Raw genomic sequence first — 15384 nt, 5'->3', positions numbered from 1 at the left:
GACACGGCCGCCCTCCTTCGCGAACATGGAGTAGAAATCGGAGGAGTTCACGATCAGAAGTCCCAACCGTCGTCGTCAGCCGGGTCCTTGACCGGTTCGGGCGACGCGAACGACTCGCCGACCATGCCCGCGGTGAGCGTGGTGCCGTCGGCGGGGTCGATCAGGATGAAGGAGCCCGTGCGGCGCGAGTCGGCGTAGGAGTCGACCGGCAGCGGCTCCGCGGTGCGGAGCTTCACCCGGCCGATGTCGTTGGCGACGAGCTGACCCGGGTGCGGGTGCAGGGACAGGTCGTCGAGCGTGAGGCGGGAGGGGATGTCGCGGACGATCGCCTTGACCGTGCGGGTGCCGTGCTTGAGCAGCACCCGGTGCCCGACGGTGAGCGGCTGGTCGGCGACGTGGCAGACGGTCGCCTCCACGTCCTGCGTGGTGGCCAGTGCGTCCTTGGTCGGCACGATCAGGTCGCCGCGCGAGACGTCGATGTCGTCCTGAAGCAGGACGGTCACCGACTGCGTCGTCCAAGCCACGTCGACCGGCTTGCCCAGCAGGTCGATGGCGGAGATCTTCGTGGTCCGCCCGGAGGGCAGGATCGTGACCTCCTGGCCGACCCGGAAGGTACCGGCCGCGATCTGGCCCGCGTAGCCCCGGTAGTCAGGGTGCTCGGCGGTCTGCGGCCGGATCACGTACTGCACGGGCAGCCGGTTGTGACACTGCGCCAGGTCGTGCGTGACCGGCACGGTCTCCAGGTGCTCCAGGACCGTCGGGCCGCCGTACCAATCCATGTTCGCGGACGGCTCCACCACGTTGTCACCGGCCAGCGCCGAGATCGGGATCGCGGTGACCTCCGGGACGCCCAGCTCGGTGGCGTACGCCGTGAACTCCTCGGCGATCGCCGCGAACACCGGCTCCCGGTAGTCGACCAGGTCCATCTTGTTCACGGCGAGCACCACGTGCGGCACGCGCAGCAGCGCGGCGATCGCCGCGTGCCGGCGGGTCTGCTCGACGACACCGTTGCGGGCGTCGACCAGGATCACCGTCAGCTCGGCGGTGGAGGCGCCGGTGACCATGTTCCGCGTGTACTGCACATGGCCCGGGGTGTCGGCCAGGATGAACCGGCGCCGCGGGGTGGCGAAGTAGCGGTAGGCCACGTCGATCGTGATGCCCTGCTCGCGCTCGGCCCGCAGACCGTCGGTGAGCAGCGCGAGGTCCGGGCCCTCCTGGCCGCGGCCGGCCGACGCGCGTTCCACGGCCTCCAGCTGGTCGGCGAGGACCGACTTGGAGTCGTGCAGCAGCCGTCCGACGAGCGTGGACTTGCCGTCGTCGACGGAGCCGGCGGTGGCGAACCGCAGCAGGGTGGTGGCCGAGAGAGCCTCGGCGGTGGTCGTGCTCATGCTTAGAAGTACCCCTCGCGCTTGCGGTCTTCCATCGCGGCCTCGGAGAGCTTGTCGTCGGCGCGGGTGGCGCCGCGCTCGGTGAGCCGGGAGGCGGCGATCTCGGCGATCACGGCGTCCAGCGTGGTCGCGTCGGAGTCGACGGCACCCGTGCAGGACATGTCACCGACGGTCCGGTAGCGGACGAGCCGCTTCTCCACCCTCTCGCCGTCCTTCGGGCCGCCCCACTCGCCCGCGGTCAGCCACATGCCGCTGCGCTGGAACACCTCGCGTTCGTGCGCGAAGTAGATCTCCGGCAGCTCGATGCCCTCGCGGTCGATGTACTGCCAGACGTCCAGCTCGGTCCAGTTGGACAGCGGGAACACGCGGACGTGCTCACCGGGCGCGTGCCGGCCGTTGTACAGGTTCCACAGCTCGGGGCGCTGGCGGCGCGGGTCCCACTGGGAGAACTCGTCGCGCAGGGAGAACACGCGCTCCTTGGCGCGGGCCTTCTCCTCGTCGCGGCGCCCGCCGCCGAAGACCGCGTCGAACTTCGCGCTCTGGATCTTCTCCGTCAGCGGAAGCGTCTGCAGCGGGTTACGGGTGCCGTCGGGGCGCTCCTTGAGCACACCGCGGTCGATGTAGTCCTGTACGGAGGCCACATGGAGGCGCAGCCCATGTGCGGCGACCACACGGTCCCGGTACTCCAGCACCTCGGGGAAGTTGTGTCCCGTGTCCACATGGAGCAGCGTGAACGGGATCGCGGCCGGGGCGAAGGCCTTCAGCGCGAGGTGCAGCATGACGATGGAGTCCTTGCCCCCGGAGAACAGGATCACCGGGTTCTCGAACTCGCCCGCCACCTCGCGGAAGATGTGCACCGCCTCGGACTCCAGCGCGTCCAGGTGGGAGAGGGCGTACGGGCTGTCCGTGCCGTCCTCGATCTCGGCGACCGTGGTCATGCCAGTCCCCTCTCGCTCAGCAGTGCGTGCACGGACGCCGCGGACTCCTGAACCGTCTGGTTCTGGGACTCGATCCGCAGATCGGGTGTCTCCGGCTCCTCGTACGGGTCGTCGACCCCGGTGAGCCCGGTCAGCTCGCCCGCGGCCTGCTTGGCGTACAGCCCCTTCACATCGCGCACCGAGCACACCTCGACCGGCGTCGCCACGTGGATCTCCAGGTACGGCGTCGCGTTGCCCTCGTGCCGCTTGCGGACCGCGTCGCGGCTGTCCGCGTAGGGCGCGATCACCGGGACGAGCGCCTTCACGCCGTTACGGGCCAGCAGTTCGGCGACGAAGCCGATGCGCTGCACGTTGGTGTGCCGGTCCTCGCGGCTGAAGCCGAGGCCCGCCGAGATGAACTCGCGGATCTCGTCGCCGTCGAGCACCTCGACGAGGTGGCCCTCCTCGCGCAGCCGGCCGGCCAGCTCGTACGCGATGGTGGTCTTGCCGGCGCTCGGCAGACCCGTGAGCCAGACGGTGGCTCCGGTCGTCACGTGGTTCTCCTGCTTGTCGGTTGAAGTCGTCATCCGTGCAGCCCGCACTCGGTCTTGGCGCGCCCGGCCCAGCGGCCGGCGCGCGCGTCCTCGCCCTCCAGGACGCGGCGGGTGCACGGGGCGCAGCCGATGGAGGCGTAGCCGTCCATCAGCAACGGGTTGGTCAGGACGCCGTGTTCGACGACATAGGCGTCCACGTCGTCCTGGGTCCAGCGGGCGATCGGGGAGATCTTGACCTTCTGCCGCTTCTCGTCCCAGCCGACCACCGGGGTGTTCGCCCGGGTCGGGGACTCGTCGCGGCGCAGACCGGTCGCCCACGCCTGGTAGCCCTTGAGGCCTTCCTCCAGGGGCTGGACCTTGCGCAGCTTGCAGCACAGGTCGGGGTCGCGGTCGTGCAGCTTCGGGCCGTACTCCGCGTCCTGCTCGGCGACCGTCTGCCGCGGGGTGAGCGTGATGACGTTGACGTCCATCACGGCCTCCACGGCGTCCCGGGTGCCGATGGTCTCCGGGAAGTGGTAGCCGGTGTCGAGGAAGACGACATCCACGGCGGCCTCGCCTTTGCGCACGCGGGAGGCCAGATGGGCGACCACGGCGTCCTCCATCGAGGAGGTGACGCAGAACTTCGCGCCGAAGGTGTCGGCCGCCCACCGGAGGATCTCCAGCGCGGAGGCGTCCTCCAGGTCACGCCCCGCCTGCTCGGCGAGCGCCTTCAACTCGTCGTTCGTGCGCTCTTGCTGAGCTGTCGTCATATCCGGTCGTCCCCTCCGTTGTCGGCTCGCTGCAGCCCCCGGGACAGCAGCCCCAGGAACTTCAGCTGGAATGCGCGGTTGCACGACCCGCATTCCCAGGCACCGTGGCCCTGCTCGCTGGGACGCAGGTCCTCGTCGCCGCAGTAGGGGCAGTAGAACGGTGCGGCCCGTTCGCTCATGAGAGGGCCTCCTCGCTGGCACGTGCGGCCCAGGTCGCGAACCGCTCGCCGTCCTCGCGCTCGGCCTGGTAGCGCTTGAGGACCCGCTCGATGTAGTCGGGCAGTTCCTCCGACGTCACCTTCAGACCGCGCACCTTGCGGCCGAAGCCCGCCTCCAGGCCGAGCGCGCCGCCCAGGTGCACCTGGAAGCCCTCGACCTGCTCGCCCTGGTCGTCGAGGACCAGCTGGCCCTTGAGGCCGATGTCCGCGACCTGGATACGGGCGCAGGCGTTCGGGCAGCCGTTGATGTTGATGGTGATCGGCTCGTCGAAGTCCGGGATCCGGCGCTCCAGTTCGTCGATCAGGGACATGCCGCGCGCCTTCGTCTCGACGATGGCGAGCTTGCAGAACTCGATGCCGGTGCAGGCCATGGTGCCGCGCCGGAACGGGGAGGGGCTGACCGTGAGGTCGAGGGCCTCCAGGCCGGCCGACAGGGACTCGACCTGCGCCTCCTCGACGTCGAGCACCAGCATCTTCTGCTCGACGGTGGTGCGCACCCGGCCGGAGCCGTGCGCCTCCGCCAGTTCGGCGATCTTGGTGAGGAGCGTGCCGTCGACCCGGCCGACGCGCGGGGCGAACCCGACGTAGTAACGGCCGTCCTGCTGCCGGTGCACACCGACGTGGTCGCGCCAGCGCTCCACCGGCTGTGCCGGCGCCGGACCGTCGACGAGCTTGCGCTGGAGGTACTCGTCCTCCAGCACCTGCCGGAACTTCTCCGCGCCCCAGTCGGCGACCAGGAACTTCAGCCGGGCGCGGGTGCGCAGGCGGCGGTAGCCGTAGTCACGGAAGATGGAGATGACGCCCTCGAAGACGTCGGGGACCTCGTCCAGCGGCACCCAGGCGCCGAGCCGGACACCGATCTTGGGGTTGGTGGACAGGCCGCCGCCGACCCACAGGTCGAAGCCGGGCCCGTGCTCGGGGTGTTCGACGCCCACGAACGCGACGTCGTTGATCTCGTGCGCCACGTCCAGCAGCGGCGAGCCGGAGATCGCGGACTTGAACTTGCGCGGCAGGTTGGAGAAGTCCTTGTTGCCGATGACCCGGCGCTGGATCTCCTCGATCGCGGGCGTGCCGTCGATGATCTCGTCCTCGGCGATGCCGGCGACCGGCGAGCCGATGATCACACGCGGAGTGTCGCCGCACGCCTCGGTCGTGGACAGCCCGACGGCTTCGAGGCGGTTCCAGATCTCCGGCACGTCCTCGATCCGGATCCAGTGCAGCTGGATGTTCTGCCGGTCGGTGATGTCGGCGGTGCCGCGCGCGAACTCCTGCGAGATCTCGCCGATGACCCGCAGCTGGCGGGTGGTCAGCCGCCCGCCGTCGATCCGCACCCGGAGCATGAAGTAGCTGTCGTCCAGCTCCTCCGGCTCCAGGATCGCGGTCTTGCCGCCGTCGATCCCGGGGCGGCGCTGGGTGTACAGACCCCACCAGCGCATCCGGCCGCGCAGGTCGTTGGGGTCGATGGAGTCGAAACCGCGCTTGGAGTAGATCGTCTCAATGCGTGTCCGCACATTGAGACCGTCGTCGTCCTTCTTGAACTGCTCGTTGCCGTTGAGCGGGGTCAGGTGCCCCACGGCCCACTGACCCTCGCCACGGTGACGGCTCACCTTGCGGCGGGGCGCGGAGCCAGCGGGGTTCTGTGGGGTGGCGGCCATGCTTCTACGTCCTTCGGGACCGGCGGAATCGGCTCTGACCTGCGCATATAAGCGCATGCGGGCATGCGTGCGCATCCTTGCGCAGCAGGGATCAGGTTCGGGGAGGTGCGGCGGTGCTGGGGCGATCAGCTCGCCGGACAGATGGCGCTGGACATGCGGCCGAGGTCGACGTGCCGCCGACTCACCAAGGCAATTCCAGTTCCAGGCATGACGGAAGCGTGGCATGGCGATCTGGACACAGTCCAGCTTTGTCCATCATGCGGACACCCTTGTCCCGAAGAATGGGACAAGGGTGTCGTCGGTCACATACTCTGCGGGACGGCTTGTCGCGGCAGTTCAGGCCCGGTACGCGCCGGGCCACGGTCCCGGAGCGGCGACCTCCGGCTCCTCCTCGACCTTGGTGTCGAACAGCGTGAAGCCGCGCCGCAGGTAGTTGTCCATCGCGAACTCGCCATCCTTGCTGCACGTGTGCAGCCACACCCGCTTGGTCGGCGTCCGGTCCGGCCAGCGCTCGGCCAGGTCCCAGGCGCGCCGGGTGCCGTACGACAGCAGGTGCCCGCCGATGCGGCGCCCGCGGAAGGCCGGGATCAGCCCGAAGTAGACGATCTCGACGACGCCCTCGTCCTGCGGGTCCAGCTCGACGTACCCGGCCGGGGTGCCCCGGTCGTAGGCCACCCAGGTCTCCACACCGGGCCGCTCCAGGTGCTCCTGCCACTCGGCGTACGTCCAGCCCAGCCGGTCGGTCCAGCGGATGTCGCCGCCGACCGAGGCGTAGAGGAAGCGGCTGAACTCGGGGGAGGGGACCTCGGCGCGGACGATCCGGAAGTCGCCCTCGGGCGCGGCGGCAGGCAGGAGGCCGGCCGGGGACGTCTGCTCCAGGGACCACGTGGTGACGGGGACGCTGCTCATGCCGGTCAGGGAATCATCCCGCCGACCGGTCTGTCGATCGCCGGCGTCACGTCCTGGGGCCCACCCCCGGACCGCTCACCGCAGTGCGCGGTCCAGCTCCGCCAGCGGCACCGCGAACAGCATCCGGTCGGAGAGCGACCACACCTCGCCCGTCTCCGGCCAGTAGGACAGCGAGCCGGGGGACTCGGCCCAGCAGCGGTGCGGGGTGTCCGAGCCGCAGCGCGCCACCTCGGCGCCCTTCGTGTCCTGCCGCCACAGCCCGCTGTGTCCGTCCCGGGACCCGGGCAGGTGTCCCACATACCAGGACGGGCGGTCCGCCCCGGTCGGCCGGTACGACAGCACGCCCCGGATCCCGGCCGTCCGGGTCCGGTACGCCTCCACCGCCTGGGCCCGACCGGCGGAATCGGTGGCGAGCAGCCCGCCGCGCGCCGGGTCCGTACTGAACGCGTACCGCCACAGCCGGGCGTGCCGCTCGCCGCCGGGGGCGGTCCACTCACCGGCGACCAGGGAGTCGGGGACCGTGCCGCGGTCCAGCGCGAGCGCGCCGGGGCAGGGCGGGCCGGAGCGCTCGCAGCGGCCGGCGGTGAAGCGGTAGGAGCCGACCGCGGGCAGCACGTACCGGTAGCCGGCGGCGGACCAGCCGCCGGGCACCCGGCCGATCGCGGGCGCGGCCACGGTGGCGCGCTGGATGCGGTCGAGGTCGTAGACATAGAGCGCGTCGGCGCTGCCGGTCGTGGTGGTGACCAGCAGCTTGTCCTGGTACCAGACCATGCCGGAGATGCCGGAGACCAGACCCCGGTAGTTCCGGCCGCCGTCGACGGGCACCACCAGCAGCGCCGAGCGGTAGGTGAGACGGGCGGGGTCGTCGGCATCGACGAAGGCGACCCTCGCGAGGCCGCGCTGGGCGGCCGGGCCGGTGTCGGTGCGGTGGGTCCAGCCGGTGAGGATCACCCGGTGGGCGCCCCAGACGCCGTCGTCGTCGGCGTCCCCGGAGGTGGTCACCGCGGCGGGCCGCCAGGCACCGGCGGCATCGGCCCGGTCCCAGCAGTAGGCGCGGGTGGCGGCCGGGGCGACGGGCAGGGTCGCGCGGTCGCCGGAGGAGCAGTGGTGGGCCTCGCGCAGCCGGTGCCCGGCGCCGCTCAGCACGGCGCTGACGCCGACCGGCCGACCCATCTCGGCGGAGAGCCGGTTCAGCGTGCGGGCAGGGGTCAGCCGCTCCTGGAGCCGCAGCGGGGCGGTCTGCGCCCGGGAGGTGAGCGGCGCCAGCGCGCCCGGGTTCTCGGTGACCGTGGCCTGTGAGGCGGTGATCAGGGTGGCCGCCGCGGTGAGCGCCAGCCCTGTTCCGGCCAGGACCGCGCGCAGGGCCGCACCGCGCCTGCGCCGGCGGTGTCTGCCGCGATGTCTCATTGTCTCCTCCCGAGCGGGCCAACTGCGCCTGGTGATCCCTACGTTGACCAAGGAGCAGATGGGGAGGCCCACAAGCGATGCTACGGCAGTGGGAGGCGCGCCGGGCCAATACGGGAGACATATCAAGAAGGGGCATACGACGTGGCATATGCGGGCAGCGCCCTCACGGGCGTGCGGCCCGCATGCGGGCCACCGCCGGCGCCGTCGACTGGGGGAGCAGGTCACGGGGGTCGTCGGGCAGCAGGAGCGTGACCTCCACGTCCTCGCAGAAACGATACGGCCGATGCCGTAGAAGAGCCCCCAGATACCGTCGGATCCGCGACATCTCCGCCCGCACGGTGACCGTGCGCGAGGGATCGCCGAACACGTCTTCGGCGAGGCCCGCAGCGCTCCGGCCGGAGCGGTGCTCACTCAGCAGATACAGCAACTCGGCATGCCGGGGACTCAGTTCACAGGACCAGGAACCGGCCGAGCCGGTCACCGTCAGCGAACAGCGGCCCGCCCGGCCGAGGTCGAGCACGATCCGCGTGGCCGCGGACGGCGCCGGGTCCTCGACGGCCCGCAGCAGCCAGCCGTCGGCCAGCGGTTCCACGGCGCAGGAGCCGACAGCGGGCAGCCACCGGCGGCCCGGCACAAGGGACTTGGGCAGCGTGACGCGCCGCACGTACGGCATCCCCGTCACCGCCGCCGCCCAGCCGTCCCGGTCCACGGCCAGCGCCCGCCCGGACAGCCGGGCCAGCACCGGCGCCGCCACCGCGCGCAGCCGCTCCAGCGAGTCCAGGTGGAGCTCGCGCAGCCGGGCCTCGGCGAGCTTGGCCACCGAGTCCACCCAGGCGAGGGTCGCCGGATGCATGGTCTCCAGCGGGCCGCTGACGTCGACCACGCCGAGCAGGCTGCCGTCCCTCGGGTCGGTGATCGGGGCGCCCGTACACGTCCAGGTGGCGTGCGAGCGCACGAAGTGCTCGGCGGCGAACACCTGCACGGGCCGTCGTACGACCGCGGGGGTGCCGACGCCGTTGGTGCCGACGACGTCTTCCCGCCAGTCCGCGCCCAGTTCGAAGCCGAGGCGGTCGGCCTTGCGGAGCACCGAGGGGGAGCCCTCCCGCCACAGCACACGCCCGTCCGCGTCCGCGATGACCATGATGTGCTCGGTGACGTCCGCGACCGAAAGCAGACCCTCGCGCAGCACCGGCAGGACGTGCCGCAGCGGCGACTCCTCGCGCCTGCGCCGCACCTCGTCGAAGGAGAGCAGCCCCGACCGGAAGTCGTGGTCGGGGTCGACCCCGCTGCGCAGCATCCGCCCCCAGGACTGCCCGATCACGGGCCGGGGCGCGATGCGCGCACGCTGTCCGGCGAGCGTGGCCTCGCGCACCTCACTCAGCAGCCGTGCCGCCTGCGCCGCGTCCACGGCGGCCAGGCGCGCCACGTTCATCGGCGGGTTCACCACGGGGGTCCTCCCGGAGGGTCCGTCGAACATTCCTGTCAAGCAGTCCGGGCGGCGGTTTCCGGTCCGACTGTGCCTCACATACTGCCGTCATGGATAGGCCGGAGGCACATACTCCGCGCACCATCACCAACAAGTTGCAACCCTCTGCAACCCTGGTGAACCGCCGGACAGTGGCCGAGACTTGCCCCCGGCGCTGCCCTGCGGGCGGCGTTCGCGGCCTTCAACGGGGCCGAAGAGGCGGGGGTGGTGCCGTGTCGGCGCAGCATCACCCCTGCCGGGCCCGCCGGGGGTTCGGCCGGCGCACTCCGGGGTTGCCGCTTGCGGTGCGTCGGCGGCTGCGGGTGCGTTGTGGCTTGTCGCGCCCCGCGGCGGAGCCGCAAATTCAGCAGGGCCCCGCGCCCCTGAGGAAGTCGTGGTCCCCTGCGTCTCAGGTCACAGGGCGTGCCCGGTTCACCACCGACTTCAGGTCCAGGCCCGTCGGGAGGGTGCCGAAGGATGCGCCTCGGTCGGTGCCCAGGCGGGAGGCGCAGAAGGCGTCGGCCACCTCGGGTGGGGCGTGGCGGACCAGGAGTGAGCCCTGGAGGGCCAGGGCCAGGCGTTCCACCAGGCGGCGGGCCCGGCCCTCGATGTTGTCCAGGTCGGCCAGTTCGGTGAACAGGTCCTTCACGGCGCGGTCGAGGCGGTGGTCGGCGCCGTGGGCGCGGCCGAGCTCCGTGAGGCAGGCGTCCAGCGCGCCGGGCTCGCGCCGCAGTACCCGCAGCACGTCGAGGGCCTGGACGTTCCCGGCGCCCTCCCAGACGGAGTTCAGCGGGGACTCGCGCACCAGCCGGGGCAGCCCCGACTCCTCGACGTACCCGTTGCCGCCCAGGCACTCGGCGGCCTCGACCGCCACCGGCGCGCACCGCTTGGTGATCCAGTACTTGGCGGCCGGCACCGCCAGCCGCAGGAAGGCCCGCTCCTGCTCGCCGCCGTCGTCGTAGGCCGCCGCGAGCCGGAGCGTGAGCGCGGTCGCCGCCTCGGACTCCAGCGCGAGGTCGGCGAGGACGTTGCGCATCAGCGGCTTGTCGATCAGCTTCCCGCCGAAGGCCTCCCGGTGGGCGCAGTGGTGGATCGCCTGGGCCACCGCCTGCCGCATCAGGCCCGCCGAGCCGAGCGCGCAGTCCAGGCGGGTCGCGGCGACCATCTCGATGATGGTGCGCACCCCGCGCCCCTCCTCGCCGACCCGGCGCGCCCAGGTGCCGTCGAACTCGACCTCGGCGGAGGCGTTGGACCGGTTGCCCAGTTTGTCCTTGAGGCGCTGGATGAGGAAGACGTTGCGGTTGCCGTCGGCGAGGACGCGCGGCACCAGGAAACAGGTCAGGCCCTCCGGGGCCTGCGCCAGGACCAGGAAGGCGTCGGACATGGGCGCCGAGCAGAACCACTTGTGCCCGGTCAGCGCGTAGGTGCCGTCCTCGGCGAGCGGGCGGGCCTCGGTGGTGTTCGCCCGTACGTCGCTGCCGCCCTGCTTCTCGGTCATGCCCATGCCGAAAAGGGCCCCGGGCTTCTGCGCGGCGGGCCGCAGCGCCCGGTCATAGACGGTGGACGTCAGGCGGGGCTCCCACTCGGCGGCGAGCGCCGGGTCGGTGCGCAGCGCGGGCACGGCCGCGTGGGTCATCGACAGCGGACAGCAGTTGCCCGCCTCCACCTGCGTCCAGACCAGGAACCCGGCCGCCCGGCGCACATGCCCGGCCGGCCGGTTCCACGCTCCGGTCAGCCCCGCCGACACGCCCTTGCCGAGCAGCCGGTGCCAGGCCGGGTGGAACTCGACCTCGTCGATCCGGTGGCCGTACCGGTCGTGCGTGCGCAGCCGGGGCGGAAACTCGTTCGCCTGCGTCCCCCACTCCTGCAGCTGCGCCGAACCCGAGGCGAGGCCCAGCGTGGACAGCTCCGCGCGCACCTCGTCCAGCACGGCGGGGTCGGTGTGCCGCTCGACCGCCTCCACCAGGGCCCGGTCGGCGCCGAACACGTCGTATCCGGTGAGCGGGGGCGGCTGGTTCGTCACGATATGGGTGGGGTTGCCTGCCATGACTGCGAACCTACCCGGGTCGGAACCGATGCGCGGCCTCCAGAGTGGCACAGCCCGCGCGCGGGCGCGCCGGACGCCCATCACCTGCCCCGGAAGGTGAGGACGGTCCTCCGCGGCGGATACGGTTGGTTCGTGCAGCCAGCAAGTGAAACCCCCGACACGCCGGCCGGTCGGCTCCATCGGGCCAGAGCCCTCTACCGGAACGTCTCCAAGCGCAGGACCGCCTGGCTGTTGCTCAAGGACACCGCCAATTCCTGCATGGAGTACCGCATCCTGGGCCTGGCGGCCGAGGCGGCGTTCTTCACGCTGCTGTCCGTGCCCCCACTGCTGCTCAGCCTCATCGGCCTGCTCGCCTACGTCGACGCCTGGACCGGCGCCGACACCATCCAGAGCCTGGAGAGCAACCTCCTCGAAGCCTCCCGCACCGTGCTCTCCGACAGGGGCGTCCGGGAGATCGCCCAGCCGATCCTGCACGACGTGATGAAGGGCGGCCGGCCCGACGTCATCTCCATAGGCTTCCTGTTCGCGCTGTGGTCCGGCTCGCGCGCGGTGAACGTCTTCATCGACACCATCACCGTCATGTACGGGCTCGACGGCGTCCGGGGCATCGTCAAGACGCGGATGATGTCGTTCCTGCTGTTCATCGTGGCCCTGCTGATCGGCTCGGTGGCGCTGCCGCTGATGGTGGCGGGGCCGGACGCCGTGGTGCGGATCGTGCCGTGGTCGGCGACGCTGGTCCAGGTCCTGTACTGGCCGGTGGTCATCGTCCTGTCGGTCGCCTTCCTGACGACCCTCTACCACGTGTCGGTCCCCGTCCGCTCCCCCTGGATCGAGGACGTGCCGGGCGCCCTGGTCGCCCTGGCCATGTGGGTCCTGGGCAGCTTCCTGCTCCGCATCTACCTCACCAACACCATCGAGGGAGCGACGATCTACGGCTCCCTGGCCGCCGCCGTCGCCGTCCTCCTCTGGATCGGCGTGTCGGCCTTCGCCGTGCTCGTCGGCGCGGCGGTGAACGCCGCCATCGACCGGGTCTGGCCCGCCGCCGCCACGGCCGCCGCCCGCGAGGCGAACGAGCGGCTGCGCGAGGCCCAGGTCGTCGAGTACGTCGCCCGCGCCGCCGCGGCCCGCGAGGCCGACCCCGACGACCCCGACATGCCCTCCGAGTTCCCCGAGCGCTGGTCCCGCTTCCTGCCCCCCGAGGACGTCACGGCCCGCCTCCGCGCCCATGTGCGGAGCACCCACCACGCCCATAAGAACCATGGGGAGCCGACCCACCAGGACAAGTGACGCCGTAGCCTGACTCCCGTGTACGAGGAGTGGGCGGCGCGGCTGGACGGAGCGGTGGTGTGGCGCCGCACTCCGGAGGACCTGGCCGCCCGGCCCGTGCTGCCCGACGGCTGCATGGACCTGCTGTGGAGCGAGGGGCGGCTGCTGGTCGCCGGCCCCGACACCCGCGCGTACGTCCCCGAGGGCCCGCCCCGCTTCTGGGCGGGTGTCCGATTCTTTCCCGGCACCGCGCCCGCCCTGCTCGGCGTACCCGCGCACGAGCTGCGCGACAGCCGGGTGGAGCTGGCCGACCTGTGGCCCGCCGCCCGGGTCCGGCGGCTGCGCGACCGTATCGAGGCGGCGCCCGACCCCGCGACGGCACTGGAGGACATCGCCCTGGACCGGGCGGCGCTCTCCCCGCCCCCCGACCAGCTGCTGCGACGCCTGGTCGAGTGCCTGGACGAGGGCCGCCCGGTGTCCGCGACCGCCGACGAACTCGGCATAGGCGCCCGCCAGTTGCACCGCCGCTGCCTGACGGCATTCGGCTACGGCCCCAAGACACTGGCCCGCATCCTGCGCCTGCGACGGGCGCTGGACCTGGCCCGCTCGGGGGTGCCGTACGCCGAGACCGCGATCCGCGCCGGATACGCCGACCAGCCCCACCTCTCCCGTGACGTACGGGAGCTGGCGGGGCGGACGCTCGGGGAGCTACTCGGCGGGTAGGGGTGCGAACAGGTCGACGCCGTTGCCGTCGGGGTCGTGCACGGTGGCGTACCGCTGCCCCCAGAAGGCGTCCCACGGCTTCAGCTCTCCGTGGTACCCGGCGCCCACCAGGTCCTCGTACAGGGCGTCGACCACGGCGGGCGAGTCGCAGCGGAACGCGAGCCCCACCCGGCCCCCGCCGGCGGGCGGACGCCAGCCGGGGTGGAACGACCTGACGGTCTGCTCGGTGTCCAGCGCGAGCACCAGCCCACCGGGCAACTCGGCCTCGACATGCGGCTGTTCCTCGGCCCCGGCGGGGAAGGCCAGTCCGAGGCGACGGTAGAAGGCGAGCGAGGCGGCCAGATCGGAGGCCACCACGCCGATCACGGCGAATCGTGCGGTCATGGCGTCACCGTAGGCGGGGGAGGGATTCCGGGTCTTGAAGGAATCGGACACCGCACTGGTACGTCCTGTCAGGGGCTCTCCGTGTGCCAGGGAGCGTCGGCGCGGGTTCGGCGTGCTCCGCCGGCCAGGCGGAGTGCGAAGGCGGGCCGGTCGTCGCCCGGCACGGGGCCGAGGTAGTCGTGTCCGGTCATGTGGCACCAGGCCGGCAGGTCGAGCGGGGCGGCGGGGTCGGTGGCGATGACGTGCACGAGTGTGCCCGGCGGTGCGCTGTCGATCTCCTTGCGCAGGCGCAGCAGCAGGGTGACGCAGAGCAGACCGGTGCCGTCGACGGTGAGGTCGGGCTGGTTCACCGGCTGCTCGCGGTGGCGGCGATGGCGGGCAGGATGCCGAGGGCGAGGACGCCGCCGGTGAGGGCGAGGACGGGGTAGCCGGCGGCGGAGACGACGACACCCGAGGCCAGGCCGCCCGTGGCGCCGGCGATGGCGATGGAGACGTCGACCATGCCCTGGGTCCTGGCGCGGGTGGCGAGCGGTACGGCATCGGTGATCATGGCGGTGCCGGAGATGAGGCCGAGGTTCCAGCCGAGGCCGAGCAGGGCGAGCGCGAGGGCGAGCAGGCCGACGGAGTCCGCGGGCGCCGCGGCGGCGGTGATCCCGGCTGCGAGAAGGGTGACGCCGGAGGCGGAGGCGACGGCGATGCGGCCGTATCTGTCGACGAGCCACCCGGTCAGCGGCGAGGGCAGGTACATCGCGCCGACATGGATGGCGATGACCAGGCCGGAGGCTGCGGTGCCGTGACCGTGGTCGTGCAGGTGTATGGGGGTCATCGTCATGATCGAGACCATGACGAGCTGGGTGAGGATCATCGTCAGCGCGCCCGGCATCAGCCCCGGACCGCGCGCCGGTGCCGGGGCCGCCACCCCGGTGTCGTCCATGTCCTTCGCCGCGGCGGCTGCCGCCTGCCGCCGGTCGTCGAGCTCGCGGGCGAGCAGCAGGGGATCGGGGCGCAGCCAGACGGCCAGGACGAGGGCGGCCAGCGCGTAGGCGGTGCCGGAGAGGAGGAACGGCCCGGCCAGGGTCGGGATGCCGAGGCTGTCGGCGAGGTCGCCGGTGGGGGCGGCGAGGTTGGGGCCGACGACGCCGCCGAGGGTGGTGGCGACCAGCACCGTGGACAGGGCGCGGGCTCGGTGGGCGGGAGTGGCGAGGTCGGCTCCGGCGTAACGGGCCTGGAGGTTGGTCGCCGTACCGGCGCCGTAGACGAACAGGGCGATGAACAGCAGGACCGGGTTGTCGGCGACGGCGGCGGCGATCACGCCGGCGCTGCCGACGGCGCCGGTCAGGTACCCGGCGGCCAGGCCCGGGCGGCGGCCCCGGGCCTGGGACAGCCGGCCCACGGCGACGGCGGACAGAGCGGAACCGGCGGTGAACAGGGCGCTGGGCAGGCCCGCGAGATCGGTGGAGCCGAGCATGTCCTGCGCGAGCAGGGCGCCGACGGTGACACCCGCCGCGAGCCCGGCCCCGCTCAGGATCTGGGAGGCGACCAGAACGGCCAGGACGCGGCGCTGGGCCTCGGGCTGCGCGGATATGCCGGAGGCGGTGGCAGGGGCGGTACTCGTCACGAGCGGGCTCTTTCCGTCGAGGTGGCCGGAGTCGAGGTGGCGAAGGTATCCGGCGCCGGGCCGGGGGAGGGAGGGCGAGTCGGG

The 15384-nt window shown here is 72.2% G+C and carries 16 protein-coding genes; 2 read left to right on the top strand and 14 right to left on the bottom strand.

What is annotated here, in order from left to right; all coding sequences use genetic code 11:
• Window positions 1-53: 53 nt before the first annotated feature.
• From ACWD35_RS00885 to ACWD35_RS00835, 11 genes are all read right to left on the bottom strand, one after another.
• Entirely contained in the window at window positions 54-1388 is a 1335-nt protein-coding gene (locus tag ACWD35_RS00885) for a sulfate adenylyltransferase subunit 1 (protein ID WP_451348966.1), read from the bottom strand.
• Between the two features lie 2 nt (window positions 1389-1390).
• Window positions 1391-2326: a sulfate adenylyltransferase subunit CysD gene (gene cysD, locus ACWD35_RS00880; protein WP_451348965.1), complete on the bottom strand. Its 936-nt coding sequence runs from the start codon at window positions 2324-2326 to the stop codon at window positions 1391-1393.
• Window positions 2323-2892, bottom strand: a complete 570-nt coding sequence (cysC, locus tag ACWD35_RS00875) for an adenylyl-sulfate kinase (RefSeq protein WP_451348964.1) — start codon at window positions 2890-2892, stop codon at window positions 2323-2325. Before cysC ends, cysD begins: the two co-directional genes overlap by 4 nt.
• Window positions 2889-3608, bottom strand: a complete 720-nt coding sequence (locus ACWD35_RS00870) for a phosphoadenylyl-sulfate reductase (RefSeq protein WP_451348963.1) — start codon at window positions 3606-3608, stop codon at window positions 2889-2891. The genes cysC and ACWD35_RS00870 overlap by 4 nt, the downstream gene beginning before the upstream one ends.
• Complete coding sequence (locus ACWD35_RS00865) at window positions 3605-3787, bottom strand: hypothetical protein (RefSeq protein WP_451348962.1); 183 nt, start codon at window positions 3785-3787, stop codon at window positions 3605-3607. Before ACWD35_RS00865 ends, ACWD35_RS00870 begins: the two co-directional genes overlap by 4 nt.
• Complete coding sequence (locus ACWD35_RS00860; protein WP_451348961.1) at window positions 3784-5481, bottom strand: nitrite/sulfite reductase; 1698 nt, start codon at window positions 5479-5481, stop codon at window positions 3784-3786. The genes ACWD35_RS00865 and ACWD35_RS00860 overlap by 4 nt, the downstream gene beginning before the upstream one ends.
• A 125-nt stretch (window positions 5482-5606) precedes the next feature.
• Window positions 5607-5690, bottom strand: a complete 84-nt coding sequence (locus ACWD35_RS00855) for a putative leader peptide (protein ID WP_310739661.1) — start codon at window positions 5688-5690, stop codon at window positions 5607-5609.
• Between the two features lie 127 nt (window positions 5691-5817).
• Window positions 5818-6390, bottom strand: a complete 573-nt coding sequence (locus ACWD35_RS00850) for a GNAT family N-acetyltransferase (protein WP_451348960.1) — start codon at window positions 6388-6390, stop codon at window positions 5818-5820.
• A gap of 75 nt (window positions 6391-6465) precedes the next feature.
• Entirely contained in the window at window positions 6466-7797 is a 1332-nt protein-coding gene (locus tag ACWD35_RS00845) for a hypothetical protein (RefSeq protein WP_451348959.1), read from the bottom strand.
• Window positions 7798-7960: 163 nt separating this feature from the next.
• Entirely contained in the window at window positions 7961-9229 is a 1269-nt protein-coding gene (locus tag ACWD35_RS00840) for a GAF domain-containing protein (RefSeq protein ID WP_451349310.1), read from the bottom strand.
• Between the two features lie 442 nt (window positions 9230-9671).
• Window positions 9672-11309: an acyl-CoA dehydrogenase family protein gene (locus ACWD35_RS00835; protein WP_451348958.1), complete on the bottom strand. Its 1638-nt coding sequence runs from the start codon at window positions 11307-11309 to the stop codon at window positions 9672-9674.
• Between the two features lie 132 nt (window positions 11310-11441).
• Between ACWD35_RS00835 and ACWD35_RS00830 the strand changes: the two genes are divergently transcribed.
• Window positions 11442-12596 carry a YihY/virulence factor BrkB family protein gene (locus tag ACWD35_RS00830; RefSeq protein ID WP_451348957.1) on the top strand — a complete coding sequence of 385 codons (1155 nt, stop codon included), beginning with the start codon at window positions 11442-11444 and terminating at the stop codon, window positions 12594-12596.
• Between the two features lie 18 nt (window positions 12597-12614).
• Complete coding sequence (locus ACWD35_RS00825) at window positions 12615-13298, top strand: helix-turn-helix domain-containing protein (protein WP_451348956.1); 684 nt, start codon at window positions 12615-12617, stop codon at window positions 13296-13298.
• Here the strand turns inward: ACWD35_RS00825 and ACWD35_RS00820 are convergent.
• From ACWD35_RS00820 to ACWD35_RS00810, 3 genes are all read right to left on the bottom strand, one after another.
• The gene (locus ACWD35_RS00820; RefSeq protein ID WP_451348955.1) at window positions 13284-13682 is read right to left on the bottom strand and encodes a VOC family protein; all 399 of its coding nucleotides are present in this window, start codon (window positions 13680-13682) and stop codon (window positions 13284-13286) included. The genes ACWD35_RS00825 and ACWD35_RS00820 overlap by 15 nt on opposite strands.
• Before the next feature lie 68 nt (window positions 13683-13750).
• The gene (locus ACWD35_RS00815; protein WP_451348954.1) at window positions 13751-14032 is read right to left on the bottom strand and encodes a sulfurtransferase TusA family protein; all 282 of its coding nucleotides are present in this window, start codon (window positions 14030-14032) and stop codon (window positions 13751-13753) included.
• Complete coding sequence (locus tag ACWD35_RS00810) at window positions 14029-15300, bottom strand: MFS transporter (RefSeq protein WP_451348953.1); 1272 nt, start codon at window positions 15298-15300, stop codon at window positions 14029-14031. The genes ACWD35_RS00815 and ACWD35_RS00810 overlap by 4 nt, the downstream gene beginning before the upstream one ends.
• Window positions 15301-15384 lie beyond the last annotated feature (84 nt).

This window comes from Streptomyces sp. NPDC002671 (assembly GCF_053592475.1).
This window is presented reverse-complemented; position numbering and strand designations above follow the sequence as displayed.